A 25,319-nucleotide genomic window follows, 5' to 3' on the forward strand; every position below is an offset into this window, starting at 1 on the left:
AGCGGTCCGCAGCTCCTTGTCGTTGCCACGCTAGGGATCGGCCGTCCGCCGCCAGAAGCTCCGAACGGCTACGCGCGGGGCGACCTTCGTCGCCCCCGGAGGGCGACCCGGGGGAGCGCCGGGAGCCCCGCGCGCACCCGGGAACGCCGGGAGCCCGCCCACCGCGGGGGTGGACGGGCTCCTCGGGGACGGCGCGGAGCGGCGGCTCAGCCGGCCAGGCCGTGGCGGACGGCGTACAGGGCGGCCCGCAGCCGGTCGGACTGGCCGGTCTTGCGCATCGCCTGGGTGAGGTGCTTCTTGACGGTGGCCTCGGCCAGGGCGAGCCGGCGGCCGATCTCGGCGTTGCTCAGGCCGAGCGCCAACTGTGCCAGCACCTCGCGTTCGCGGTCGGTCAACCCGGTCTGGTCCAGCGGGAGTTCGACCGGGGCGACGGCCTGCGGACGGACCGGGACGGGGGCGGGCAGGAACAGCGTGCCCCCGGCCGCGACCAGCCGGACGGCGTCCACGATCCGCTCCGGCGGCAGGTCGAGCGGGAAGCAGCCGCTGCCGCCCGCCATCAGGATCCGGCTGGCCTCGGTGGTGGTCTCGGCCCGGCGCAGCAGCAGCACCCGGGCGTCCGGCGCCCCGTCCGGGCGGCGCAGCGCCGCGACGGTGGCCAGGTCGCCGTCCAGGGTCGCGCCGCGGCCCAGCAGCACCAGGTCCGGCCGGGTGCGGTGGACCGAGCGGACGGCGTGCGCCGGGTCGGCGGAGGAGCCGACCACCGCGAGGTCGGCGGCGCCCGCCAGGACGCTGCGCAGCCCGGCGCTGACCACCGGGTGCCGCTCGACCAGGAACACCCGGGTGGCGACCGGCCGGTGCGCGGCGCCGGTCGGGCACAGCGGGTGATGGCAGGCGCAGGCCGCCTCGGGGGCGGGGCGGGCCGCGTCGGCCAGCAGCTGGTGCCCGGCCAGCAGGTCCAGCGGGTTGTCGATCTCGGTGTGCAGGGCGTCCTGCGGGTGCGCGCGGTGGCGCAGCACCCGGGCGGGGCCGCTGGTCAGCGCGGGCACGGGACCTCCCGGCGGGAGGGCGCGGCGGGGTACGGGTGCATGGCGGATCTCGGTCCCCTCGGTGGCGGCTGCCCGGGCCTGGGCCCGGGCGCGGGAAAGGGGGATCGGCGCCGTCGACGGCGCCGACCCGCGGAGGACGGGCGGGGGCGCCGCGGCCGGTCGGGTCAGGACCGGGGGCGGCGCACCGTGCCGGGGCGACAGGTCTCGTCGAAGCACCTGCGGTGCCACGAGCCGCCGATTCCCCAGAGGGTGAAGTCGCGCCGCCGATATGCCATACGGAAATCCTATTTGCGCCGATGAGGGACGGTCAAGGACGGTTCCCCGCCCACCGGTTGCCCCCACCGCCGTACCCGCCCCCTCCACTCCTATGACCACGGGTAACAGCATGAACGCCTGGCTGGCTGACGCCGCGCACCGTCCGCGAGCCTCGGTCCGGACGACCCCGACGGCACCGGCCACGCCCCCTGCCGTCCGAACCGGAGGACCCACCGCACCATGCCCGCCGCCACCGCCGACCCGGCCGCCCCGTGACCCGCTTCCTGCTGCGCCGCCTGCTGCTCGCCGTCCCCACGCTGCTCGGCGTGAGCGCCGTCGTGTTCGCCACCGTCGCCCTCGTCCCCGGCGACCCCGTCACCGCGTTCCTCGGCCCCGGCGCGCCCGCCGAAGCCCGGCAGGCCCTCGCCGAACGCATCGGCCTCGACCGCCCGCTGCCCGTCCGCTACCTCGACTGGCTCGGCCACGCCCTCAGCGGCGACCTCGGCACCTCCACCTCCACCCAGCGTCCGGTCGCCGCCCTGCTGCTGCCAGCGCTCGGCCAGACCCTCACCCTCACCGCCGCCGCCTTCGCCCTCGTCCTGCTCGGCGGCGTCCTGCTCGGCACCCTCGGCGCGCTGCGCCCGCACGGCTGGACCAAGCGCCTCAGCGGAGCCGCCGCCACCCTCGCCGTCTCCGCCCCCCAGTACTCCGCCGCCCTGCTGCTCACCGCCGTCCTCGCCGTCCACTGGCGCCTGCTGCCCGCCGGCGGCACCCACGACGCCTTCGGCCCCGGCGGCACCGGCGACCTGCTGCGCCACCTCGTGCTGCCCGCCACCGCCGCCGCCCTCGTCCCGCTCGGCCTCACCGCCAAGGTCCACCGCGCCGCGCTCTCCACCGTCCTCGGCTCCGAACTCGCCGACGGCCTGCGCGCCCGCGGCCTCGGCCGCGCCGCCGTGCTGCGGCACTGCGCCCACAACGCCTCGCCCGCCCTGCTCACCATCGGCGGACTGCAACTCGCCTACCTGCTCGAAGGCGTCGTCTTCGTCGAGACCCTGTTCGCCTGGCCCGGCCTCGGCCGCCTGCTCTACGACGCGCTCACCGCCCGCGACCTGCCGCTCGTCCAGGGCGGCGTGCTGCTCGTCGCCACCGCCTTCGTCGGCGTCAACCTGCTCGTCGACGCCGCCCACGCCGCCATCGACCCCCGGGTGCGGAGCTGAACCATGGTCACGATCCGCCACCCCCGCACCGCGCTCGCCGCCACCGCGGCCCTGCTGCCCGTCCTGCTCGCCCTCGCCGCGCCCCTGCTCGCCCCCGCCGACCCCGACGCCGGACACCTCGCCGACCGGCTCCTCGACCCCGGCGCCCCCGGCCACCCGCTCGGCACCGACGGCCAGGGACGCGACCTGCTCAGCCGCCTGCTCTGGGCCGCCCGCCCCTCCCTCACCGCGGGCCTGCTCCCCGTCGCCGTCGCCGCCCTGGCCGGCGCCCTCATCGGCATCACCGCCGCCCTCACCGGCCGCGCCACCGAACAGGCCCTGCTGCGCACCCTCGACGTGCTCTACGCCTTCCCCGGCGTCCTGCTCGCCATCGCCGTCGCCACCCTGCTCACCCCCGGCCTCGGCGCCACCGTCCTCGCGCTGTCCGTCGTCCTCACCCCCGCCGTCGCCCGGGTCGCCTTCACCGAGACCCGGCGCATCCGCACCGCCGAGTACCTCGAGGCCGCCACCGTCAGCGGCGCCACCCGCACCACCCTGGTCCTGCGCCAGGTGCTGCCCGTCGTCGCCCCCGTCGTCCTGGTCTACGCCAGCTCCCTGGTCGGCCTCGCCATCGTCTACGCCGCCGGACTCTCCTTCCTCGGCCTCGGCGTCCCCCCGCCCACCCCCGAATGGGGCGCCATGCTCGACGAACTCCGCCCCGCCCTGTTCACCCACCCCTGGCTCGCCGCCCTCCCCGCCCTCGTCATCCTCCTCGTCTCGGTCGCCTTCAACGTCCTCGGCGAGACGCTGCGCGGACGGCTCGGCGAAGGAACGGAGGCACCGCGATGAGCCTGCTCACCATCGACCACCTCACCGTCCACCACCCCGGCGGCGTCCGGGCCGTCGACGACGTCTCGCTCACCCTCGACGCCGGACGCGCCCTCGTCCTGCTCGGCGCCTCCGGCAGCGGCAAGACCACCCTCGCCCGCACCGTCCTCGGCCTGCCCGGACGCGGCACCACCGTCCGCGGCTCCGTCCGCCTCGGCGACACCGAACTGCTCGGCCTGCCCGAACGCGCCCTCACCCGCATCCGCGGCCGCCGCATCGGCTACGTCCCCCAGGACCCCTCCGCCACCCTCGACCCGCTGCGCCGGATCGGCACCCAACTCGCCGAGGTCCTCCGCGTCCACGGCCTCGCCGACACCCGGCGGGCCGCCCGCGCGGCCGCCCTGCCGCTGCTCGCCGCCGCCGACCTGCCCGACCCCGAACGCGCCGCGAGCGCCTACCCGCACGAACTCTCCGGCGGCCTGCGCCAACGCGCCGCGATCGCCCTCGCCATCGCCGGCGACCCCGAACTCCTCATCGCCGACGAACCCACCACCGCCCTCGACACCCTCGTCCGCGCCCGCATCCTCGACCTCTTCACCACCCTGCGCACCCGCTGCCACCTCGCCCTCCTCCTCGTCACCCACGACCTCTCCGCCGCCGCCCGCATCGGCGACACCGTCGCCGTCCTCGACGGCGGCCGCCTGACGGCCACCGGCTCGGCGGAGGAGCTGCTGAGCCCCGTCGGGGGTTCGGGGAACGGCGGGTCCGAGCTGCGCAGTGGCCCCTTCAGGGGCCCGGGGAACGGCGGGTCCGAGCTGCTGGCGGCCGGAGCCCACCGGGATGTCCGTGCTGCTTCGGGCCCGGGAACAGAACCCGAAGCCACCGCGCGCACCGGCAGTGAACCCGCAGCAGCCACGGCCCCGCCGTTCCCCGGGCCCCTGGTGGTGCCTTCCGTTGAGGAGGAAGCTTCCCGATGACCGCCCTGCTGCGGCTCGACGCCGTCTCCAAGAGCTACGCCCACCGCCCCGCCGTCACCGACGTCACCCTGGAGGTGCACCCGGGCGAGAGCGTCGCGCTGGTCGGCGAGTCCGGCTCCGGGAAGTCGACGCTGGCGCGGCTCGCGCTCGGCCTGGTGCGCCCCGACGCGGGGAGCGTCACGTTCGAAGGCCGCGATCCCTCCCGGCTGCGGACCCGCGCCGACCGGGCCGTCCGGGCCCGGCTGCAGTTCGTGCCGCAGCACCCCCGCGGCTCGCTGAACCCGGCGCTGCGCTCCGGCGAGGCCGTCGCCTTCGCACTGCGCGCCCACCGCGTGCCGCGGCGCGAACACGCCGACCGCGTCGCCGAGTTGTTCCGCCAGGTCGGCCTCGCCCCGGAGCTGGCCCGCCGCTTCCCCCGGGAGCTCTCCGGCGGACAGCTGCAACGCGTCGCGGTGGCACGGGCGTTGGCGACCGGACCGGCCCTGGTCGTGTGCGACGAGCCGACCTCCGCGCTGGACCGCGACACCCAGGAGCGGCTGCTCGACCTGCTGGTCGAACTGCGCGAACGCACCGGCACCGCCTACCTGTTCGTCTCCCACGACCTCGCCGCGGTCGCCCGCTTCGCCCACCGCGCGCTGGTGCTGCGCACCGGCCGCGTGGTCGAGCAGGGCCGCACCGAGCACCTGTGGACCGCCCCGGCCCACCCGTACACCCGCGCCCTGCTGGACGCCTCCGGCCCGCACGTCGCGCTCCGCCTTCCCGAACGCACCCCTGAACGCAGTACCGAACGCAGTACCGAACCGAACGACAAGACCGAGGAACCGACATGACCCAGCACCTCCGCACCCGCTCCAGAGCCGCCGCGGCCCTCGCCACCGCCGCCGTCCTGCTGGCGGCCGCCGCCTGCGCCTCCACCTCCGCGGGCGGCGACGCCGCAGGCGGCGGCAACGGCGGGACGCTGGTGATCGGCGCGACCGGCAAGCTGCCGAACCTGGACACCGTGATCGGCGGTGCGGGCTTCGAGGGCAAGCGCCTGCTGAGCTTCCAGATCTACGAGGGCCTGACCCGCTACGAGCTGCTCAAGGACACCGACAAGCCGCCGCAGGTGACGGGCGCGCTCGCCGAGTCCTGGCAGGTCGCCCCGGACAAGGTCACCTGGACGTTCACCCTGCGCAAGGGCGTCAAGTTCCAGGACGGCACGGCGTTCGACGCCGACGCGGTGCTGTTCAACCTGCACCGCTACCTCGACAAGTCCAGCCCCGAGTACACCGACGCGCTCGGCGCCGCCGCCAAGGAGTACGCGGGCGACATCGCCTCGTACCGCAAGACCGACGACACCCACGTCGAACTGGTCACCTCCGGCCCGAACGGGCACTTCCCGGAGGACCTCGCGCACGTGCTGATCGCCAGCCCCACCGCCGTCCGCAAGTCCGGCAGCGCGAACTTCTCCCAGCACCCGGTCGGCACCGGCCCGTTCGCCTTCGCCTCGCAGACCGAGGGCCAGCAGGTCGACCTGGTCGCCAACAAGGACTACTGGCGCGGCGCCCCCAAGCTGGAGCGCCTCGTGGTCAAGGCGCTGCCCGACCCGGCGGCCCGCACCGCCGCGCTGCGCTCCGGCGGCGTCAACTGGATCGAGTACCCGAACCCGGACGACCTGGAGAGCCTGAAGGCCGACGGCGCGCAGATCGTCTCCAACAGCTACGACCACCTCTGGTACTGGATCCTGGACACCACCAAGGGCCCGTGGGCGGACGTCCGGGTCCGGCAGGCCGCCAACTACGCCATCGACCGGCAGGCCATCGCGGGCAACCTGCTGCACGGCACCGCCGACCCCGCCTACCAGGCCGCGCCGCGCGCCACCGCCGCGTACGAGCAGGGCGACGACCGCTACGGCCACGACCCGGCGAAGGCCAAGCAGTTGCTCGCCGAGGCCGGTTACCCGAACGGGTTCGCCACCTCGGTGACGGTGCCCACCGGCGGCTCCGGCAACCTGCTGCCGGTGCCGATCACCGAGGCCCTGCAGCGCGACCTGGCGGCCGTCGGCATCAAGGTGGACATCCGCACCACCGACTGGACCACCCTGATCGGCGCCGAGGCCAAGGGCGAGGTCGCGCTCGGCTCCGACGCGATCGCCCAGTCCACCACGCTGTTCCAGTCCGAGGCGCTGCTGCCGCTGTTCGTCGGCTCCAAGAGCCCGTTCTGGACCGGCCACTACGCCAACCCCAAGGTCGACGAGCTGATCGCCACCGCCGCCGCCAACCCCGACAGGACCGCCCGGCAGGCCGCGTACCGCACCGCGCTGCGGCAGGTCACCGAGGACGCGCCCTGGCTGTTCGTGGTCAACGACCGCAACCCTCGCGCCCTCGCGCCCAGCGTCCACGGACTCGTCCAGCCGCAGTCCTGGTTCCTCGACCTCACCACCGTGTCGGTCGCCAAGTGACCCCCCGCCCGCAGGCCGACCCGAAAGGCCCCCGATGAGCCCCGCCCACCCGACCACCGCCCACCAGCCCGCCGGCCCGCCCGCCTGGGGCATCACCCTGCCGCTGCCCGGACTGACCATCGACCGGCACCGCTTCCTGGTCGAACGGCTCCCCGACCTCGGCTACGGCGACGTGTGGAGCGCCGAGGGCGGCGGCACCGACGCCTTCACCCCGCTGGCCGCCACCGCCGCCTGGGCCCCGCACCTGCGGATCGCCACCGGCATCGTCCCGGTGCACACCCGCGGGCCCGCCGTGCTTGCCCAGACCGCCGCCACCCTGGCCCAACTCTCCTCCGGCGGCGTGCTGCTGGGCATCGGCGCGTCCGTGCCCGCGCACGTCACCGACATCAACGGCATCCCGTTCGACGAGCCCTTCAAGCGCACCCGCGACGTGCTGCGCTTCCTCACCGCCGCGCTGCGCGGCGAACACGTCGCCGGGGACTTCGACACCTTCTCCATCACCGGCTACCGCCTGCCCCACCCGCCCGTCGACCCGGTCAAGGTCATCCTCGGCGCGCTGCGCCCCGGCATGCTGCGGCTCGGCTTCACCGAGGGCGACGGCGCCATCACCAACCTGCTGCGCGCCCAGGACCTGCCCAAGGTGCTCGACGCGGTCGGCCCGCAGCCGCCCGGCAAGGAACTCGTCGTCAAGGTGTTCGTCTGCCCGACCGAGGACACCGCGTACGCGCACCGCGCCAGCCGCCCCTTCCTCGCCTGGATCCTCAACCGCGAGCCCTACCGCAAGTTCCACCAGTGGCTCGGCAACGGCGAGTTGCTCGCCGAGACGCACAAGCGCTGGGCCGACGGCGACCACGAGGGCGCCCAACGGGCCCTGCCCGACGAGGTGGTCGACACCCTGTTCCTGCACGGCTCCCCGGAGGAGTGCCGCGAACAGATCCTGCGCTACCAGCAGCCCGGCGTCACCGCCATCCAGCTGTACGTCTCGCTGCCGCCGGAGGTGTTCACCAGCCGCACCCGACTGCTCGACACCCTCGCCCGGCTCGGGCCCGCCGCCCGATGAGCTGCCCCGCCCACTGTCCCGCGGCGGGCCGCCGTTGCCCGGCGGCCCGCCCACCACCCCATGCCATCAACGGAGTTGACCCGATGGAACTCGAACTGCGCGGCGGCGTCCGCGCCGCCCCCGTGGCCGGCCGCACCCCCGCCGAACGCCAGGCCCTGCGCTGGGCCCCCGATCCACGCGAACGCACCGCCGATCCCGCCCACATTGCCCGCACCGCACGGGAGTTGGAAGAGGACGGACTCGATTCCGCACTCGTCGTCCAGTCCTCCTCCTGGCCCGACCCGTGGGCCGTCGCGGGCTGGGCGCTGGCCGCCACCACCCGGCTGCGGATCGCCGCCGCCCACCGGATCGGCCCCGCCTCGCCCACCACCGCCGCCCGCACCCTCGCCACCCTCGACCGGCTCTCCGGCGGACGGATCAGCGCCCACCTGATCATCGGCTCCAGCGACGCCGACGTCGCCCGCGACGGCGACACCCTCCCCAAGGCCGAACGCTACCGCCGCGCCGACGAGTACCTCTCCCTGTTCACCCGCTACCTCGCCGCCGAGGGCGACCTCGACCACCACGGCGAGTACTACACCGTCCGCGCCGCCCGCAGCGGCCTGCGCCCCCACCCCGGCAGCGAACTGCTGTCCTTCGGCGGCTCCTCCCCGGCCGGCGTCGACCTCGCCGCCCGCTACGCCCAGGTCTACGCCGTCCCGCCCCGCCCGCTGCCCGACACCCGGCGGCGGATCGCCGAGGTCCGCGCCGCCGCCGCCCGGCACGGCCGCACCCTGCGGATCTGGCGGCACGTCACCGTCGTCCTCGGCGACACCGACACCGCCGCCCAGCAGCACCTGCGCCGCCTGCGCCGCGACGCCCTGCGCCTGGCCACCGGTCCCGACGCCGCCCGCTACCACGACGCCGTCGCCCTCGACCGCGACCGCGAACGCGGCACCGCCGACGCCGGTGCCGTCACTGCCGACGCCGCTCCCGCCCAGGTCGCCGCCTACGTCCGCCGCTCCCTCGCGGGCGCCTACACCGGCTCGCCCGCCACCGTCGCCGCCCGGATCAACCTGCTGCGCTCCGCGGGCGTCGACATCGTCCAACTCGACCTCCCGGTCGAGACCGACCACGACCGCGCCCTGCGCCGCGCCCTGGTCGCCCAACTCCGCGACCCCGCCCCGCTGCGCCGCGCCTGGTAGCGCCGGGGGCGGGGCAGGGCCGCGGGCTACTCGGGCACGGCCACCGACACCCCGTTGGCCCGCACCACCAACTGCCAGGTGTCGTCCGGCTCCTCGCCCTGGGCGTCGATCACGCCGTCCAGCACGTGGTCGAAGGTGAAGCCCTCGAACCCCGGCCCGCCCGCGGCCCGGGCGCCGGGCCTCAGGAAGTGCTCCACCAGGTACGCCATCCACTCGGCCGCGTCGTAGAACTTCTCGACGCCGTTCCAGGCGATCGCGGTCCCGTCCGCGGTGGGCTCCCACTTGCACCACAGGTTGGGTTGGCCCGCCGGGGGCGTGTTGTAGCCGCGGACGTCCGGGTCGTGGCCCCGCCCCATGAACCCGGTGCCCTCGACGAAGTAGGGGCCGCGGTCACGGTCCATCCGCCGGGAGCGGGCGAACTTCCGCAGGTACGCGACCTCGTGCGCGTTGAGCGGTGGTGCGACGGCGACCCGTCCGGTGAAAGTGGTGTCGTAGCCCATGCCGGGCACGGTAGCCCCGCCCACCGACAGCCCACCGACAAGCCCTTCAGTCCAGCGGCTTCGGTGGGGCGGCCGCGCGGGTGTCGTACGCCGCGCGGGCGGCGTGCACCGCCGGGGCGTGCCGCACCGACCAGGCGCCGATCGCTGCCGTCAACTTCCCGGCCTCCAGGCCGAGTTCGGTCAGCGCGTACTCGACGCTCGGCGGCACGGTCGGGTAGACGGTGCGGCGGACCAGGCCGTCGCGCTCCAGGGAGCGCAGCGTCTGGGCGAGCATCTTCTGGGTGATGCCGTCCAGCAGGCGCCGCAACTCGTTGAAGCGCAGCGGCCGTTCGGAGCGGCGCAGCGCCGCCAGGGCGTACAGCACCCACTTGTCGGCCAGCAGCTCGACGACGGTCCGCGAGGGGCAGTCCCGGCGGTAGGTGGCGGGCCAGTCCACGGCCTGCGGCCGCTCCTCGGGCGCGCCCCCCGACGGGGGGACGGGCCCCCAGCGCAGCCGCCACGGCTTGGCCCGGCCGCCGCCCCGGCCGCCCCGGGGGGCCTCCTCCACCAGGCCGTGCTCGGCGAGGCGGCGCAGGTGGAAGGAGCACAGGCCGGAACTGAGCCCGAGCCGGGCGGCGGCCTCGGTCGCGGTGAGGGTGCCCGTCTCGGCCAGCACGTCCAGCAGGGCGAGGCGGACGGGGTGCTCCGGCAGGGTGCGCGCGGCCTCTTCGGCCCCGGCCCGGCCCTCCACCCCGCTCTTGGTCTCGATCTCTTCGGTCACTTCACCGAGCATGCTACTTTGCAAAGCCGATGACAAGCCGTCAGCCACCCCTCCGACCATCGAAAGGCGGCCCCGCACCATGGCCGACACCCCGCCCGACCGCCGGGTCCGCGTCCAGGGCGAACCCGTCGACGCGTTCCCGCTGCTGGCCCCCGAGACCGAACGCGGCGCGGTGCGCCGGATCACCGTCGTCGGGGAGGACGTCCTGCACCGTCCCTGCCGCCCCGTCACCGCCTTCGGCACCCCCGAACTCGCCCGGCTGATCGACGACATGTTCGCCACCAACCACGTCGCCGAGGGCGCCGGCCTGGCCGCCAACCAGGTCGGCGTCGACCTGCGGCTGTTCGTCTGGGACATCACCGACGACTGGGGCGTGCGCCACGTCGGCCACCTCGCCAACCCCGTCCTGGACGAGACCCCCGCCACCGGCCGCCGCCTGCTGGAGGAACCGGAGGGCTGCCTCTCCGTCCCCGGCCCCTACCGCCCGCTCGCCCGCCCCGACCGCGCCGTCGTCCGCGGCCGGGACCAGCACGGCAACCCCCTCGTCATCGAGGGCCGCGGCTACTTCGCCCGCTGCCTCCAGCACGAGAGCGACCACCTGGACGGCCGCCTCTACCTGGACCGCCTCGCCGCCCGCGCCCGCAAGTCCGCCCTGCGCGAGATGGCCGACCGCCAGCAGGAGGTCCTCGCCCGCCGCGCCGCCCGCGCCGCCCGCCTCGGCAAGTAGCCCACCGGGCGCCGCCGAGGGCGGTTTCTCTCGGGTACCTAGGTGTGGAGCAGGTGCCTACTTCACAGGGGGTACCGCCGCGGCCCAGGATGGGGGCGCGGCCGGTCGGCCGCCGGGAGGACGAGGGAACGAGGGGGGAGGAGCGACATGGGCGAGCGGATGCGTGCGGTGAGCCAGCGGGGGTACGGCGGGCCGGAGGTCCTGGAGGTGGTGGAGGTCGAGCGGCCGGAGCCCGGGCCCGGGGAGGTGCTGGTGCGGGTGCTGGCGGCGGGGGTGAACCCGGCGGACTGGAAGATCCGCTCGGGGGAGGTGGACCGGTTCGGCACCCCGCCGTTCACGGAGCGGTTCACCGTCGGCATCGACCTGTGCGGCACGGTGGTGGCGCTCGGCCCCGGCGCCGACCGGTTCCGGCCCGGCGAGCGGGTCTACGGCTGCGCGTTCCCGCCGCGCGGCGCCTACGCCGAGTACGCGGTGGTCGCCGAGTCGGCGCTGGCCGCCGCCCCGGCCGGGACGCACGCGGCGGACGCGGCGGCGCTGCCGGTCTCGGCGCTCACCGCCTGGCAGGCGCTGGTGCGGGTGGCGGAGGTCCGGGCCGGGCAGCGGGTGCTGGTGCACGCGGCGGCGGGCGGCGTCGGCCACCTCGCGGTGCAGGTCGCCAAGGCCCGCGGCGCCCACGTGCTGGGCACCGCCCGGGCCGCCAAGCACGCCTTCCTGCGCGGGCTGGGCGTCGACGAGCCGATCGACTACACCGCGGACGACTTCACGGCGCTCGCCCGCGGCGTGGACGTCGTCCTCGACCCGATCGCGGGCGACTACGGCCCCCGTTCGCTGGAGGTCCTCGCCCCCGGCGGCATCCTGGTCGACGTGCGCGGCACCGGCCCCGACCGCACCGCCGTCCGCGCCCTGGCGGAGCAACGCGGCCTGCGGTACGCCGAGTTCGGGTTCACCCCGTCCGGCGCCGACCTGGCGCAGATCGCCGCCCTGGTGGAGCGCGGCAGCCTGCGGGCCGCCGTCGACCGGGTCCTGCCGCTGGCGGACGCGGCCGGGGCGCACGCCCTGGGCGAGGCGAGCCGGGCGACGGGCAAGCTCGTCCTGACTCCCTGACCCCCTGACCCCCTGACTCCCTGACCCCCTGACCCGGCGCCCCGCACCCTGAACCAGGGCTTCCCGGAACCGGGCTCACCGAGGGGCGCGGCCGTCCGGGCTCCCGTCCCCCAGGCGGCACAGCGCCTGCATGGCCTCGCGCTCGACGCGTGCGAGCTCGTCGAGGATCGCGCCCGCCCGGGCGAGGTGCTGCGCGTCGCCCGATGCGCCGGCCTTCCCGATCAGCGCCGCCGCTTCCGTCCACAGGGGCGCGGCCTCGGCGTACAGCGCGTGGCCGGTGCGCAGGTGGCGGCTGTCGACCAGGTCGGTGCACTCGGCGAGGAAGTCGCGGTAGAGGTTGCGGAACAGGGCGCCGCCGGTACCGCCCTCCTCCATCAGCAGGGCGGCCCGGGTCAGGTCCCGCCGGGGGTCGTCGGTGCGCCGGAGCCAGCCGCGCACCAGCCGGCCGGCCTTCGCGACGCCGCGGTGGCCGAGGTTGGAGATCGGCGGGTGGAGGAAGGCCTCGGCGCAGGCGGTGACGGCGGGGACGACGCGTTCGCGCGGGGCGGGCGGGTCGTCCGGGACGGTGAGGGTGAAGGACCGGTGCCTGGCGGTCATCGGGCCGCGGGCGGCCCGGGCCCGGGCGAGGCCGGCCAGGCTGGTGGAGACGGCCCCGCCCTGCTGGGCGGTGTCCACCAGGTGGGCCCGGTGGTCGTCGTAGCCGTACATGGCGACGACGTGTCCGCCGAAGTGGGCCCTCGTGCCGAAGTAGTCCAGGTGGTAGCTGTCGAGTTGGAGCCCGACGGGACGGCCCCCGTCGATGGCGGCCGCCACGTCGTCCCACGCCCTGCGCGGGGAGGTGGTCTCCCGGACCAGGAGGTCCAGTCCGAGCGTGGCGGCCAGGTTCCTGGTCAGTTCGAAGGGCTTCACCCGTCCTCCGAGGAAGGGGAAGTCCAGGTTCCTGCCGTCCCAGTAGACGAAGGACAGACCGGAGCCGAGGCCGAACAGCATGGGCTCGGACAGGTCGATCCCCTGGTGCCGCAGCAGCACCCCCAGCGCGGTCGTCTCGCAGTGCAGGCCTCCGCGGGCGTCGATGCCCGTCACCGTGGTCATGCCGCGCCCTCCCGTTCCCGGACGGCCTGCTCCCGGACGTCCTGCTCCTGGACGAGGACGACCAGTCGGGTCGTCAGTCCTTCCGGCGGTGCCTCCGCCGGGCCGACGAGGTACGCCTCGCGCACCGGTGCCCGCGGGTGCAGTCCGCGCTCGTGGACGGCGGCGAAGAGCGCGTGGTAGGCCAGCGGGAGCTGTTCGTAGGGCCCGGTGTGCACCGTCTCGGCGACGAGTCCACCGGGCAGCACCTCGAACTCCAGGCCGGGCACGCCGTCCCCCTGCGGGAGCTGCGCCCCGACGGCGATCTCCGTCCGCTCCTCCAGGTCCAGCGGGTACAGCCCCCACAGCGGCGGCTCCCACGCCGTGCCCGTCCGGCCGAGCACGGGCAGCAGCCGGCCCGCGCACCGCGCGACCCCGGCGCCGATGCCCGCCGGGGTGCAGACCGTTCGCACCACCGCCAGCCGCCGCTCCGGCTCCCGGCCCAGCGTCACCCGGTGGCCGGGCAGGCCGTCCGCTGCCAGCCGCTCCAGCATCCCCATCCGGGCCCGGTCCCGGCTGATCCGCTCGGCCAGCCGGTCCCGTTCGGCGCGCAGGATCCCCGCCCTGTGCTCGGGCCCGGCGGCCAGCGCCCGGCCGATCACGGCCAGCGGGAGGTCCATCTCGCGCAGCAGGGCGATGGTCAGGGCGTCGCGCGCCTGCCCGGGTGCGTAGTAGCGGTAGCCGGAGCCCGCGTCCACCCGGACGGGGGCCAGCAGCCCCAAGTCGTCGTAGTGCCGCAGCTGCTTCACGCTGAGGCGGCACAGCCGGGCGAAGCGCCCGATGGTGAGGAGTTCGTCGTGCACGCCACCATGCTGGACCCTCCCACGGTGGGAGGGTCCAGCGCCGGTCCCCGCGGTGCGGGCCCGCCCGTCGGGCCCGACGGGTCAGGCCAGCCCGCGCAGCTTGTCGGGGTTGGAGACCGCGTGGATGCCGCGGACCAGGTCGCCCTCCGGCGCCAGGTCCAGGACCAGGACCGCGAACGGGCGGCCGAAGGCGGAGAAGGCGGCGGCGGGGGCGCCGTTGACGCTGCGCCAGGCCACCTCCAGGCCGCGGTTGCCGGACTTCCCGGCCAGCGCGGCGAGCAGGCGGGCGACCTTGGCGCGGCCGGTGAGCGGGCGCCGTCCGCCGGGGGCCTTGCCGCCGCCGTCGCCGATCAGGGTGACGTCCGGGGCGAGCAGTTCCAGCAGGGCCTTCAGGTCGCCGCCGAGGGCCGCGGCGAGGAAGCGCTCGGTGACCTGGCGCCGCACGGCGGGCCCGGCCTCGTAGCGGGGACGGCGCTCCTGGACGTGGGCGCGGGCCCGCCTGACCAACTGCCGCACCGCCGCCGGGCTGCGGCCCAGCACCGCGGCGACCTCGGCCCCGCCGTACCCGAACACCTCGTGCAGCACGAACGCGGCGCGCTCCAGCGGCGACAGCGTCTCCAGCACCACCAGCAGCGCCAGCGACACCGACTCGGCGCGCTCGGCGGCCAGCGCGACGTCCCCCGTCCCGCCGTCCGCGCCCAGCGGCGGGCCCACCAGCGGCTCCGGCAGCCACGGGCCGACGTACGTCTCGCGCCGCCGACCGGCCGCGGCCTGCTGGGCGAGGGCCCGGTTCACCGCGATCCGCACCAGGTACGCCTTGGGGTGCTCGATCCCGGGGGCGGTCGGGTCGGTGGCGCGGGCGCTCCAGGCCAGCCAGGTGTCCTGGAGGACGTCCTCGGTGTCGGCGACGCTGCCCAGCAGGTTGTAGACGAGGGAGAACAGCAGCTCCCGGTGGACCGCGTACGCCCGGTCGGCCCGTTCCCCCGCCGTCTCCGTCTCCGTCTCCGCCGCTCCCGCGACCCCGGCCGCCCCCGTCGCCCGCTCCATGCCCGCTCCCTCGCTCCGTCGGTCGTGTCCGGAACAGGGAACCGGACCGGACCGCGGAACGTGCCGCGACACCGGGCGCTGTGACCCGCCTCACACCCGTGCCCGGGTTCGACGGGCCGGGCCCGAACAGTCGTCCGGGCACCTCAAGTAGGCTGACCGCGGCCGGAAATGACGGTGCCACGACGAGTCGGGAGCGCCCGACCCCGTCCGGGCGCCCGCCGAGGGGACCGGCCGACGGGGACGGACACGAAGGACAGGCGACAAGTGGACAGCGACAACCGCGCCGGAGTTCGACTCGCGGACCGGGCGGAGGGCGGGCCGACGGCCCCCGACGCAACGCCCGGGACGACGGGGACGCCCGGAGCGGCCGGGACGCCCGGGTGCTGGCAGTACCTGCTGGACGACGGCCTCGACCCCGCCGGACGGATCCCCGTGCACGCCGTGCGCGCCAGCGTCCCGCCCGCCGACCGCACCGGCACCCCCGGCGCCCACCGCCCCAACCCGCGCCACGGCCGCCCGCTGCCCGGGCCCGCACCCGTGCCCGCCGACGCCCCCGCCCCCGGCCTGCCGCCGCTCGGCGCCGGACGCCGCCCCGCCGGGCGCGCCCTGCTCTCCTGGCTGGAGGACGCCCGCGCGCCCCGGCTGTGCCGGATCACCGGCTCCTCCGGCAGCGGCCGCACCCACCTGCTGACCTGGCTCGCCGCCGCCTGCCCGCCCGACCACCCGCGCCCCGGCCGCCGCGTCCACGCGCTGCTGGACGCCGAGGGGCTGACGGTCCGGTCGGCCACCGCCCGGCTCGCCGACCTGCTCGGCCTCACCGCGGGCGAGCCCGCCGAGCTGCTCGAAGCGCTCCAGGACGGCGCCCCCCGCACCGTCGTGGTCACCGACCTCGACCGGGCCGGCGGCTCCCGGCTGCCCGACCAGCCCGAACGGCTGGCCCGCGAGCTCCTCGTCCCGCTGCTGTCCGTCCCCTGGCTGCTGCTGGTCGTCGAGGCCGCCGACGGCCCCGCCGCCGAGGCGCTCACCGCCGCCGCCCCCACCGGCGCCGTCCTCGACCTCGACCAGCCGCAGTGGACCGACCCCGCCAAGTACGCCGCCTGGTGCGCGGGGCTGCCCGGCCACCCCGTCGACCCGGCCGCCACCCACCCCAGCCCGGGCCTGGCCCAGCTCGCCGCCCGCACCCCCGGCGCCGCCCCCGACCCGGCCCGGCCGCCCGCCGCGCGCGCCGCCGCGCTCGCCGAGGCCTGGTGGGCGGCCGTCCCGGACGCCGAACGCACCGCCCTCACCGCGCTGGCCGGGGCCGAGGGGCCGATCAGCACCGCCCTGTGGGCGACCCTGCCGGGCGCCGACGCCGCCTCCGTCGCGGCCGCCGCCGACCTGCTGCCGCCGCCCCCGATGGCCGACCGCTGGCGGCTGCGCCCCCAGCAGCTCGCCGCCCTGGTCGCCGCCGACAGCCCGCCGGTCGACCACGGCGCCATGGTGTGGCAGGTCGCGGGCGGCATACCCGTGCGCGCCGACGGCGGCCCCGACCTCGCCGCCAGCGACCCCGAACGCCTCGCCCTGCTGCTCCGGCACGCCTCTGCGGGCGACCCGGCCAGCCCGGTGCTCGGCGAGATCGACCTGCTGCTGCACGCCGAACCCGCCGCCGTCACCGCCGCGTTCCAGTACGCCGAGGACAGCGGGCTGCCGCCCACCCCGATCACCGAGGCCTGGCGCCGCGCCGCCCCCGACCGGGCCGCCACCGCCCGCCCCGCCGACCGCGCCGCCGTCCTGCACGCCCACCTCACCGGTCGCGACGACGCCGCCGCCGCGCACTGCGCCGAACTCGCCCGGCAGGCCGACACCCGCTGGCGCGCCGTCTGGCAGCACACCCCCGTCGACGGCCCCTGCGCCGCCACCCCGGGCCTGGGCCCGTCCGCCGGGCACCTGCTGCTGGTCGACGGCGCCGGCCTGCACCTGGCCGACCCCGCCACCGGCCGCCTCCTCGACGAGCGGCCCGGCGCACCGGCCGAGCCGCTGCACGAACCCCACCCGCGCGCCCTGACCGCGACCCCGTTCGGCGGCGCCCTGCTGCTGGGCGCCTCCGGCGCGCTGCACCCGCTCACCGTCCGCGGCGCCGAGGGCGTCCCGGGCGGGGCGCTGGCCGCCCTCGACGCCTGCACCGCCGTCGCCGCGCACGAGGACGTCATGGTCTTCGGCCGCCCCGACGGCCTCACCACCTACAGCGAGGTCTCCACCGGCACCGCCCACCGGCCCGAACACCCCCTGCACGAGGGCCCGGTCACCGCCCTCGACGTGGCCCCGGCCGACGGCGGCTCCCTGGTCGCCAGCGGCGGCGAGGACGGCCGGGTGTGGACCTGGATGCCCGGCCGCCCGCCGCTGCCCGCCCCCGTCGACCAGCGCCCGCACCCGGTCACCGCCGTCGCCCTCGGCAACACCCCCGCCGGGCTGCTGCTCGCCGCCGCCTGGTCCGACGGCCTGCTGCGGCTGCGCCGCTGGGGCGAGCGCCACCACGGCGCCGACCTCCGCCTCGGCGCGGCCGTCCGCACCCTCTCGGTCACCCCCGACGGCCTGGTGGTCGCCGCCCTGCCCGACTCGGTGCTCGCCCTCACCCTGGTCGGCTGAGCACCCCCCGTGTTGAAAGTTGACGACGGTTCAGCCATCTTCAACAAAAGACCGCGTAGTTCGCCATTTCCGGCTGGTTCCTGATCGAGTTTGACCAGCGGAAGGACATTCGGCGTCAACGGAGCCGCCGGCCCTTCCCCCTCGACGAATGAAACTCACTGCTGAACCCCCTTCCTGAATCCTCACGCGACACACATCCGAACAAGTCCGACCGGAAACGAGGAATCGATGTCTGAACACCGTGACGGGGTCGACCACGTGGAGAGGGAGTGCGCAGCCCTCGCCGGACTGCCCGCCGCCCAGCGGCTGGCCGCACTCGAGACGCTCTGCCGCCGCACCGAACGGATCCTCGGCCGCGCCGTCCTGGACACCGCCGCCGAGGTCTACGAACAGGGCCACGACACCGCCCTGCACCGCTCCCCGTACGCCTACGGGTACCTGCGCCGCAGCCTCGGCTACCACGGCGAACACCGAACGGACGGCTGACCGTTGTACACCTACTTGTGCCGCACCCGCTGGGGCGACATGGACGCCTTCGGCCACGTCAACAACCTCAAGGTCCTCCAGTACGTCCAGGAGGCGGTCTACTGCCTGCTGTACGACGACACCGAGGGCCAGGACCTCTTCGAGGACGGGTTCATGATCGCCCGTCACGAGATCGACTACCGCTCCCCGCTCTACCACTGCCCCACCCCGCTGCCCGTGCAGATCTGGGTGGAGCGCCTCGGCCGGTCCTCGATCAGCACCACCTGCGAGGCCCGCCGACGCGGGCAGATGGTGTTCCAGGCCCGGACGGTCACCGTGCCGACCGACGCCGCGACCCGGCGCAGCCGCCCGCTGCGCGAGGCCGAACGCCGCCACCTCAACCGCTACCGGGTCCGTCCCACCGGTCCCGTCGCCCCCGTCGGCCGCGTCCCCGTGCGCTCCACCGGCCGGATCAGGGTCCCCGCCCTCAACGAACGCGCCTCCTGACCCGTACGGGGCGCGACCGGGGAGCGGCGCTCCCGCCCAGGAGAGCAGGACGGACGGCCCCGGCCCGGGCACCCCACCCGGCCCCGGGGCCGTTCCCGCTCCCGTTCCCGCGCCACCTCCCTGCGGCCCCGTCCGGCCCGAGGACCGCACCCGGTGCCCGTCAGCTGACCTGCCGGGTGCCGGACCCGACCCGGTCCGGCACCCCGGGCGACGGGGCGCCGCCGCCCGGCGGAGCGGCACCCGGGGAAGCGGCGCCAACTGCCGCGCGGTCCACGGCCTCCGGGGCGATCGTCGACGAAGGGGCGGGCCGCACCAGCGGGTAGTACGAGGGATCGTTCATGGCGTCAATGGATCACCGCCGCCCCCGCCCGCCAAGCACCCCGCCCGCGCGTCTCACCCCACCGCCGGTCCGCGCCCCGGCATGCCCCGCCGCCCGCCCGGCTACCCGCCCAGCCGGGCGAACCGGCCCTCCAGGCGCGACAGTTGGAGGATCGTCGCCGGGGAGCTCAGCGCGTCCTGCCGCTCCCGGAAGCTCGCGTACGCCCGCCGGGCCTGGTGGATGTTGCCCGCGTCCAGCTCCAGGTGCGCGAGTTGCAGCAGCGACACCCCGATCGTCCGGTGCTCGCCCGGGGGCCGGGCCCGCAGCGAGGCCCGCAGGTACGACAGCGACAGCTCGGTGGCCCGCAGCGAGCGGTGCACCTGCGCGGCCTGGTACAGCAGCGCGGGCTCCGGGTACCGGTGCGGGCCGCCCTCCGCGGTCGCCCGCGCCGCCCAGTGCTGCGCCCCCTCCAGGTGCTTGAGCGCCTGCGCGGACTGCCGCAGCCGGGCCGTCGCCACCGCCTGCTGGGCCAGCACGAAGGCCCGCACGCCCGGTGCCGCGTCCGACGGCAGGTGCTCGGCCGCCGCGTCCGCCAGCCGGGCCGCGTACGCCTGGTGCCCGAGCGCCCCGGCCTGGGTGCTCTGGTCGCGCAGCGCCATCGCCTGGGCCGGGCCGTCCTGCGCCTCGGCCGCGAGCTGGTAGGCCAGCCGGTAGTGCCGCTGGGCCTCGCCGTGCCGGTTGTCGTCGGTGTACGTCCGCCCGACCAGGCGGACCAACTGGGAGGCGGCGACCAGCAGTTCGGCGTGCCGCGGACCCCCGGCGGGGGACTTCGCCCAGGGCAGCACCTGGTCGCGCAGGTACCCCAGCAGCAGGCCGCGGGCGATCGCCCCGCCGTACCCGTCGTAGTGCCGGGCGCCGAACGCCGTCATCTCCCGCACCGCCTCCACCTGCCGGGCCCCGATCCGCTCCGGCCCGGAGCGGCGGACGGACGGGATCAGCGGCGGGCGGGGGGCCGGACCCCCGGCGGGGCCGGGTCGCGCCGCCGGACGCGGGGCGGGCACCGCCCGGATCTGGAACAGCGGAGGCTGATACGTTTCGTCCTGCGGTTCGCCGGAATTCGGCCAGGAATGCAGTCGGCGCAGCCCCGCCAGGGCGTCCGCCGCCCCCTGCTCGGGCCCTTCCGCGGGCGCCGGATCGGTCGACTGCAGGCCGAGTTCGTCCCGCGAGACCGGGCGGCCCAGCCGCCGGGCGAACGCCTCCTCCAGCAACTGCGGCCCGGGCGGCCGCGGTTGGGTGCCGGACAGCCAGTGCGCCACCGTCGTCCGGTCGTAGCCCACGCTGAAGCCGCTCTCCCGGGCCACCTTCTGCAGCGCGGCCGCCAGCGCCGGGCCGTTCCACCCGGCCTCCGCCATGCACCCGCGCAGCGCGGTGTTCGGACCACGGGCGTGCGGCATCGACAACTCCTCGTGCGGACCACCTAAGGGGTTGGCCTCAGAATAACGGGCGACGTCGATGCCGAATGCCGGTTCCGGCCGAGCGTCGCCTGTTCAACGCCCGGGCGCGGAAACCGAAACTGCGCCGAGTGTTTCCATTCCGCGGCGAAGGAGTGAATTCCGACCGGCCGGAGTCGCCGGACCCGGCTGAATACGATGACCAGACAGGAATGCGATCACCTTTTCGTTCCCCTCCGTTCCCTCCGGCTCCTCCGGCTCCTCCGGCCTCCCGCGCGTCCTAGTCGAACCGCTCCGCGCCCCCGGCCTCCTCCAGCATCCGGCGCATCATCCCCTCGGCGTCCAGGTGCCGGTGCTCGGTGCCGACCGGCACCAGTCGGTGGGTCAGCTCCAGGAAGCCGCGCACCGGCTCGGCCGGGGTCCGCAGCACCGCGGTCTGGCCGGGCGTGCTCAGCGCGATCGCCAGCAGTCCCCCGTCCGAGGCCGACCGCCGGATCGTCACGTCCCCGATCCCGGCCCACCCCTCCAGCCCCTCCACCAGCAGCTCGCGGGCGAACAGCCAGGTGATCGGCTCCTCCAGGTCGACGTGGCAGTCCAGGTGCACGGCGTACGGGTCGTCCCGGTGGTAGCGCAGCCGGGCCGGCACCGAGACCTGCAGTCCCGGGCACGGCGCGACCGTCACGTCCAGCAGCAGCACGCAGTCCGGCTCGCCGCTGCGTCGCAGCCACGCGTGCGGGGTGTTGCGGTGGTTCACGACGCCTCCCTCGGGCGGACGACGGACGGGACGGGGGTCGGGGCGGCAGTCGGGACGGGTGGCGGGACGGGTGGCGGGACGGGTGGCGGGACGGGGGGCGGAGCGGCGGACGGGGCGGCGGGGGGCGCCTCCACCGGCGGGGGGCTCGCGGCCTCCGCCTCCGTGCCGTCCGCCCGGGGGCGGTCGGGCGGGGGCGGCGGGGAGAGCCGCTCCCGTGCGGGGGCCGGGTGGGTGGAGAACCGGGGCGGGGTGACCAGCCGGGACCACTCGTGGTCCCGGCGGCCGGGCACGGTACGGCCGGACTGGTGCCAGAGCGTCACCAGTCTTGCGTAGATGGGGGCTTGCTGAATCGTTTCGTCGCGGACACCCATCGGGGCCCGGGGGTCGGCACTCACGTCCGGGGATAACGACCGAACCCGGGGGCGGTCACGCCACTCGTCCGCACGCCGCCCCGGACGGGTGCGATCCCGTCGCGGCGGCCGTTGCGGAGGCCGTTGCGACGACCGTTGCGACGACCGCCCGGCGGCCCGTCCGACGCGTCCCGGCAGCGGCCGGAGCGTCAGGCGCCGGAAGCCGTCCGGCCGTCGTCCGTCCCGCTGCCCGCGCCGTTCGCGGCCGGGAACTCGGCCGGGGGCCCGGCCAGGGCCGCGGCCAGTGCGCGGGCGTGGGGGGGGGGGGGGGGGGGGGGGGGGGGGGGGGGGGGGGGGCGGGCGGGGGGGGGGGGGGGGGGGGGGGGGGGGGGGGGCCGGCCGCCCCGCCGCCCCCCCCCCCCCCCCCCGCTCCCTCTCGGGTGTTCTTCGTCGACGAGCAGCTTCAGACTTGGGCGTGATGCTCGCGGTGGTAGGCCAAGAAGCGACGTTCGACCTGGTGGGCAGGGACCTCGCGCAACCGGCCGATGACCTGCCCGGTGGACCGGTCGGTGATCGCCAGATCGTCGGCGATGGTCAACATGCCGAAGTCGAAGAGCTTGTGGTGGTTGGGGCACAGGCAGAGGACGTTCGAGGCGATGTCGGGACCGTTGTGCGGCCGTCCCAGTCCCCGGATGTGCGCGGCTTCTGCGTAGGCGCCGGTCGGCGTCTCCAAACGGATGCTGCACACCTGGCAGGAGAAGTTGTGGGCACGTTTCACGTAGTTCGCGACGGCGCTGCTCCGGAGGATGCGCAGGATCGATGACTCGACACGCGTCAACGTCTCCTGGCCGGCGGGAACGGGCAGGGCGGGAGCGGGAGCAACGGGCCGGAGCGGTTCGTCGGGCAGCCGGACCAGCCGGTAACGCCAGACCAAGTGACCGGACTGCCCGCGTTCGGACCAGTAGTCGTCGACAAGGTAGAGCCCGTCGTACCTGTACCCGGATTCGGGGGAGTACTGCTGGTCACCGTTCGTCCCGCGGATGACGCGTACGGGCCGTCCTGCGGTTCTGCTGGTGACGAGGGCCGCATTGCCCAGGGTGAGCTGTTGGTCGGACACCTGCTGGCCGGTGCGTTCGTCGCGACCGCCCTGGCCCGTGTAGATGATCGTGTCGCCGTGGTCCTCGTCGTCCTCGTACCCACCCGACACGACGATGGACTCGGCGCCGTTCTCCCTGGTTCCGCAGATGCCGCCTTGGAGCGGACGGTGCACTTGGGCACGGTGGAGCTCCGCACGGTTGGCGAAGACGGTGCCCACCGCGACGCCGGGGACCGGCCCGAAACCGTCGAAGACCGGGCCCAGCAGCAGGGTGTCTCGAAGCAAGCCGTCTGGAGCCGCCCCCTCGAAGAACCGGGCCACCAGATCTTCGATCACCACGCGCCTCGCTTCTGGGTCGTCAACGAGGAGGTCGTAGACCCAGCCCTCCAAGCCGCCCCGGGGGTTCTGGGCGTTCAGCCAGGGCAGTAGCTTCGAACCCCGCGCCACCGGAACATCGCCCGCGACGCCGTCGAGTTGCCACAAGCCCGAGTTCCGAAGAGCCACGAACGGGTACTGCGGCGCCGGGTCAGAGCCGGGGCGGCCGTACTCCTTCAAGAGCCGCTTCAGGTCCGGTCTGGCGTTCTTCCACGGCAGTAGCCGTGCCTGCCCCGCTGCCGCCCGGCCCATGGCCCAGAGCAAGGTGATCGGCTGATGCCGAGCGGGCTGACCGGAGGAGCGGTCAACATGGAGAGCGGCCACAGCCGAGCGGACATCATCTACGTGCTTCGTCATCAGGTATCGCTTTCCCTCTTGATCACCTGGAGACGGGCGGCCCCCGGGGCATGAGTCGTCAGGGCGACGCCCGCACAACGAGGAAGGGCCCTGCCGGATCTCTCCGGCAGGGCCCTTGCCTGCTACTACGAAGTCGGGGTAGCGGGATTTGAACCCACGGCCTCTTCGTCCCGAACGAAGCGCGCTACCAAGCTGCGCTATACCCCGGTCCTGCTGTGTTGCCTTCCGTGTTCGGCGCAACGAGTAGAACTCTACAGGAGGTGGGGCCAGAGACGAAATCCGGTTTAGGGGCTGGTCAGCGCGGGGCGGGGGTGAGGGTGAGGAGGGTGGCTTCGGGGGGGCAGGCGAAGCGGACGGGGGTGTAGCGGTTGGTGCCGCAGCCTGCGGAGACGTGGAGGTAGGAGCGGTGGTGGGGGGTGGTGTGGGTGGAGAGGCCCTTGACGCGGTCGGTGTCGAGGTCGCAGTTGGTGACGAGGGCACCGTAGAAGGGGATGCAGAGCTGGCCGCCGTGGGTGTGCCCGGCCAGGATCAGGGGGTAGCCGTCGGCGGTGAAGGCGTCGAGGGTACGGAGGTAGGGGGCGTGGACGACGGCGAGGGAGAGGTCGGCGTCGGGGGAGGGGCCGCCGGCGACGGCGGCGTAGTCGTCGTGGCGGATGTGCGGGTCGTCGAGGCCGGTGAACTCGACGTCGAGGCCGGCCACGGTGAGGCGGCCGCGGGCGTTGTTGAGGTTGAGCCAGCCGGCCTGGTCGAAGCCGTCGCGGAGCTTCTGCCAGGGGTTGTGGACGGCGCCGGAGATTCCGCGGCGGCCGGTGCCGTCGGGGTTGTTGAGGCCGTGGACGCCGCTGCGGAGGGCCTTGAGGTAGCGGGTGGGGCTCTTGCGGGCGGGGCCGTAGTAGTCGTTGGAGCCGAAGACGTAGACGCCGGGGAAGTCCATCAGCGGACCGAGGGCGTCCAGGGCGGCGGGGACGCCGAGCGGGTCGGAGAGGTTGTCGCCGGTGTTGACGACCAGGTCGGGGCGGAGCCCGGCCAGGCTCTTCAGCCAACGCTGCTTCTTGGCCTGGCCGTTGACCATGTGGATGTCGGAGACCTGGAGGATCCGGAGCGGCCGGGCACCGGCGGGCAGGACCGGGACCTCGACGCGGCGCAGGCGGAACGAGCGCACCTCGTACCCGGCGGCGTAGACGAGGCAGGCGGCGCCGGTGGCGGCGACACCGAGCGGGACGGAGTACAGCGGTCGCATCGGTCCATGGTCGCAGACCGCCCGGACGCCCCGGAGGGGGGCCGGGGAGGAAGCGCACGGACGGGGGCCGGGGGAGCGGTGGGCGGGAAATGGGGCGGCACGGCGGCGGGGCAGGTGCCAGAATCGGCGGCATGACGACGTTGAAGGAGCAGCTGCAGGAGGACCTCACGGCTGCGATCAAGGCCCGGGACGAGCTGCGCTCGTCCACCCTCCGGCTGACGCTGTCCGCGGTCACCAGCGCGGAGGTGGCGGGCAAGGAGAAGAAGGAGCTGTCCGACGCCGAGGTGCTGCAGGTGATCGGCAAGGAGGCGAAGAAGCGCCGGGAGGCGGCGGACGCCTTCGAGGGTGCCGGTCGGACCGAGCAGGCGGCGCGGGAGCGGGCCGAGGGCGAGGTGCTGGCCGGGTTCCTGCCGAAGCAGCTGTCGGACGAGGAGCTGGCCGCGATCGTGGCCGCCGCGGTGACGGAGTCCGGGGCCAGCGGTCCGCAGGGCATGGGCGCGGTGATGAAGCTGGTGCGTCCGCAGGTGGAGGGCAAGGCGGACGGCGGCCGGGTGGCCGCCGCGGTCAAGGCCGCCCTGGCCGGCTGAACCCGCCGCACCGCCGTACCGCCGCACCGCCGCACCGCCGGAACGCGGGACGGCCGGAGCGCCGGAACCCGGGAGGGGGACGGGAGCGCGGGAGCGACACCGGCAGGCCGCCGGCAGGTCGCCGGACGCGAAGCGACG

At 75.7% G+C, this 25,319-nt stretch carries 25 protein-coding genes and 1 tRNA gene; 13 read left to right on the forward strand and 13 right to left on the reverse strand.

Annotated elements, in window-relative coordinates; genetic code table 11:
• Nucleotides 1-206 precede the first annotated feature (206 nt).
• Nucleotides 207-1,046, reverse strand: coding sequence for a LuxR C-terminal-related transcriptional regulator (locus ACFY00_RS32280; protein WP_388036202.1), 840 nt, complete (start codon nt 1,044-1,046; stop codon nt 207-209).
• 527 nt (nt 1,047-1,573) lie between these two features.
• Here ACFY00_RS32280 and ACFY00_RS32285 point away from each other — a divergent pair.
• From ACFY00_RS32285 to ACFY00_RS32315, 7 genes are all read left to right on the forward strand, one after another.
• Nucleotides 1,574-2,518: an ABC transporter permease gene (locus tag ACFY00_RS32285; RefSeq protein WP_388036204.1), complete on the forward strand. Its 945-nt coding sequence runs from the start codon at nt 1,574-1,576 to the stop codon at nt 2,516-2,518.
• Between the two features lie 3 nt (nt 2,519-2,521).
• Nucleotides 2,522-3,346 carry an ABC transporter permease gene (locus ACFY00_RS32290; RefSeq protein ID WP_388036206.1) on the forward strand — a complete coding sequence of 275 codons (825 nt, stop codon included), beginning with the start codon at nt 2,522-2,524 and terminating at the stop codon, nt 3,344-3,346.
• Nucleotides 3,343-4,302 carry an ATP-binding cassette domain-containing protein gene (locus ACFY00_RS32295; protein ID WP_388036209.1) on the forward strand — a complete coding sequence of 320 codons (960 nt, stop codon included), beginning with the start codon at nt 3,343-3,345 and terminating at the stop codon, nt 4,300-4,302. Before ACFY00_RS32290 ends, ACFY00_RS32295 begins: the two co-directional genes overlap by 4 nt.
• Nucleotides 4,299-5,132 carry an ABC transporter ATP-binding protein gene (locus ACFY00_RS32300; RefSeq protein WP_388036212.1) on the forward strand — a complete coding sequence of 278 codons (834 nt, stop codon included), beginning with the start codon at nt 4,299-4,301 and terminating at the stop codon, nt 5,130-5,132. The genes ACFY00_RS32295 and ACFY00_RS32300 overlap by 4 nt, the downstream gene beginning before the upstream one ends.
• Entirely contained in the window at nt 5,129-6,742 is a 1,614-nt protein-coding gene (locus tag ACFY00_RS32305; protein ID WP_388036215.1) for an ABC transporter substrate-binding protein, read from the forward strand. The genes ACFY00_RS32300 and ACFY00_RS32305 overlap by 4 nt, the downstream gene beginning before the upstream one ends.
• Before the next feature lie 34 nt (nt 6,743-6,776).
• Nucleotides 6,777-7,802 (forward strand): LLM class F420-dependent oxidoreductase, encoded by a 1,026-nt coding sequence (locus ACFY00_RS32310; RefSeq protein ID WP_388036218.1) that lies wholly within the window; start codon nt 6,777-6,779, stop codon nt 7,800-7,802.
• A gap of 83 nt (nt 7,803-7,885) precedes the next feature.
• Nucleotides 7,886-8,986, forward strand: coding sequence for an LLM class flavin-dependent oxidoreductase (locus tag ACFY00_RS32315; RefSeq protein WP_388036221.1), 1,101 nt, complete (start codon nt 7,886-7,888; stop codon nt 8,984-8,986).
• A gap of 26 nt (nt 8,987-9,012) precedes the next feature.
• Here ACFY00_RS32315 and ACFY00_RS32320 read toward each other — a convergent pair whose 3' ends face one another.
• Both ACFY00_RS32320 and ACFY00_RS32325 read right to left on the reverse strand, forming a co-directional pair.
• Nucleotides 9,013-9,486, reverse strand: coding sequence for a hypothetical protein (locus ACFY00_RS32320; protein ID WP_388036223.1), 474 nt, complete (start codon nt 9,484-9,486; stop codon nt 9,013-9,015).
• Nucleotides 9,487-9,532: 46 nt separating this feature from the next.
• A complete protein-coding gene (locus tag ACFY00_RS32325; protein ID WP_388036225.1) occupies nt 9,533-10,246 on the reverse strand; it encodes a winged helix-turn-helix transcriptional regulator in 714 nt (237 codons plus the stop codon).
• Nucleotides 10,247-10,325: 79 nt separating this feature from the next.
• On the opposite strand from ACFY00_RS32325, the gene def reads away from it, so the two are divergent.
• Both def and ACFY00_RS32335 read left to right on the forward strand, forming a co-directional pair.
• A complete protein-coding gene (gene def, locus ACFY00_RS32330) occupies nt 10,326-10,973 on the forward strand; it encodes a peptide deformylase (protein ID WP_388036228.1) in 648 nt (215 codons plus the stop codon).
• Between the two features lie 147 nt (nt 10,974-11,120).
• Nucleotides 11,121-12,077: an NADP-dependent oxidoreductase gene (locus ACFY00_RS32335; RefSeq protein WP_388036231.1), complete on the forward strand. Its 957-nt coding sequence runs from the start codon at nt 11,121-11,123 to the stop codon at nt 12,075-12,077.
• Between the two features lie 75 nt (nt 12,078-12,152).
• On the opposite strand, the gene ACFY00_RS32340 is transcribed toward ACFY00_RS32335, so the two are convergent.
• The 3 genes from ACFY00_RS32340 to sigJ form a co-directional block, all read right to left on the reverse strand.
• A complete protein-coding gene (locus tag ACFY00_RS32340; protein ID WP_388036232.1) occupies nt 12,153-13,169 on the reverse strand; it encodes a BtrH N-terminal domain-containing protein in 1,017 nt (338 codons plus the stop codon).
• The gene (locus ACFY00_RS32345; RefSeq protein WP_388036235.1) at nt 13,166-14,008 is read right to left on the reverse strand and encodes a MerR family transcriptional regulator; all 843 of its coding nucleotides are present in this window, start codon (nt 14,006-14,008) and stop codon (nt 13,166-13,168) included. The genes ACFY00_RS32340 and ACFY00_RS32345 overlap by 4 nt, the downstream gene beginning before the upstream one ends.
• Nucleotides 14,009-14,089: 81 nt before the next feature.
• A complete protein-coding gene (sigJ, locus tag ACFY00_RS32350; RefSeq protein WP_388036238.1) occupies nt 14,090-15,055 on the reverse strand; it encodes an RNA polymerase sigma factor SigJ in 966 nt (321 codons plus the stop codon).
• A gap of 264 nt (nt 15,056-15,319) precedes the next feature.
• On the opposite strand from sigJ, the gene ACFY00_RS32355 reads away from it, so the two are divergent.
• From ACFY00_RS32355 to ACFY00_RS32365, 3 genes are all read left to right on the forward strand, one after another.
• Nucleotides 15,320-17,680 (forward strand): hypothetical protein, encoded by a 2,361-nt coding sequence (locus ACFY00_RS32355; protein WP_388036240.1) that lies wholly within the window; start codon nt 15,320-15,322, stop codon nt 17,678-17,680.
• A gap of 228 nt (nt 17,681-17,908) precedes the next feature.
• The gene (locus tag ACFY00_RS32360) at nt 17,909-18,166 is read left to right on the forward strand and encodes a hypothetical protein (protein WP_388036243.1); all 258 of its coding nucleotides are present in this window, start codon (nt 17,909-17,911) and stop codon (nt 18,164-18,166) included.
• A gap of 3 nt (nt 18,167-18,169) precedes the next feature.
• A complete protein-coding gene (locus ACFY00_RS32365; RefSeq protein ID WP_051777960.1) occupies nt 18,170-18,652 on the forward strand; it encodes a thioesterase family protein in 483 nt (160 codons plus the stop codon).
• A gap of 160 nt (nt 18,653-18,812) precedes the next feature.
• On the opposite strand, the gene ACFY00_RS32370 is transcribed toward ACFY00_RS32365, so the two are convergent.
• The 7 genes from ACFY00_RS32370 to ACFY00_RS32400 all read right to left on the reverse strand — a co-directional run bounded on the left by ACFY00_RS32370 (nt 18,813) and on the right by ACFY00_RS32400 (nt 24,594).
• Complete coding sequence (locus tag ACFY00_RS32370) at nt 18,813-18,992, reverse strand: hypothetical protein (RefSeq protein ID WP_388036245.1); 180 nt, start codon at nt 18,990-18,992, stop codon at nt 18,813-18,815.
• Between the two features lie 101 nt (nt 18,993-19,093).
• A complete protein-coding gene (locus tag ACFY00_RS32375) occupies nt 19,094-20,425 on the reverse strand; it encodes a hypothetical protein (RefSeq protein ID WP_388036248.1) in 1,332 nt (443 codons plus the stop codon).
• A 277-nt stretch (nt 20,426-20,702) separates the two neighbouring features.
• Nucleotides 20,703-21,176: an SsgA family sporulation/cell division regulator gene (locus tag ACFY00_RS32380; protein ID WP_388036250.1), complete on the reverse strand. Its 474-nt coding sequence runs from the start codon at nt 21,174-21,176 to the stop codon at nt 20,703-20,705.
• Nucleotides 21,173-21,496 (reverse strand): hypothetical protein, encoded by a 324-nt coding sequence (locus ACFY00_RS32385; protein WP_388036252.1) that lies wholly within the window; start codon nt 21,494-21,496, stop codon nt 21,173-21,175. The genes ACFY00_RS32380 and ACFY00_RS32385 overlap by 4 nt, the downstream gene beginning before the upstream one ends.
• A 493-nt stretch (nt 21,497-21,989) precedes the next feature.
• Nucleotides 21,990-23,354, reverse strand: coding sequence for a YDG/SRA domain-containing protein (locus ACFY00_RS32390; RefSeq protein WP_388036255.1), 1,365 nt, complete (start codon nt 23,352-23,354; stop codon nt 21,990-21,992).
• Between the two features lie 133 nt (nt 23,355-23,487).
• Nucleotides 23,488-23,561: transfer RNA gene (locus ACFY00_RS32395), tRNA-Pro, on the reverse strand.
• A gap of 88 nt (nt 23,562-23,649) precedes the next feature.
• Complete coding sequence (locus tag ACFY00_RS32400; RefSeq protein WP_388036258.1) at nt 23,650-24,594, reverse strand: metallophosphoesterase; 945 nt, start codon at nt 24,592-24,594, stop codon at nt 23,650-23,652.
• A 131-nt stretch (nt 24,595-24,725) separates the two neighbouring features.
• Here ACFY00_RS32400 and ACFY00_RS32405 point away from each other — a divergent pair, with 131 nt between their 5' ends.
• Entirely contained in the window at nt 24,726-25,181 is a 456-nt protein-coding gene (locus tag ACFY00_RS32405) for a GatB/YqeY domain-containing protein (RefSeq protein ID WP_388036260.1), read from the forward strand.
• Nucleotides 25,182-25,319: the final 138 nt, after the last annotated feature.

This window comes from Kitasatospora sp. NPDC001540 (genome assembly GCF_042894345.1).
Classification (GTDB): domain Bacteria; phylum Actinomycetota; class Actinomycetes; order Streptomycetales; family Streptomycetaceae; genus Kitasatospora; species Kitasatospora phosalacinea_C.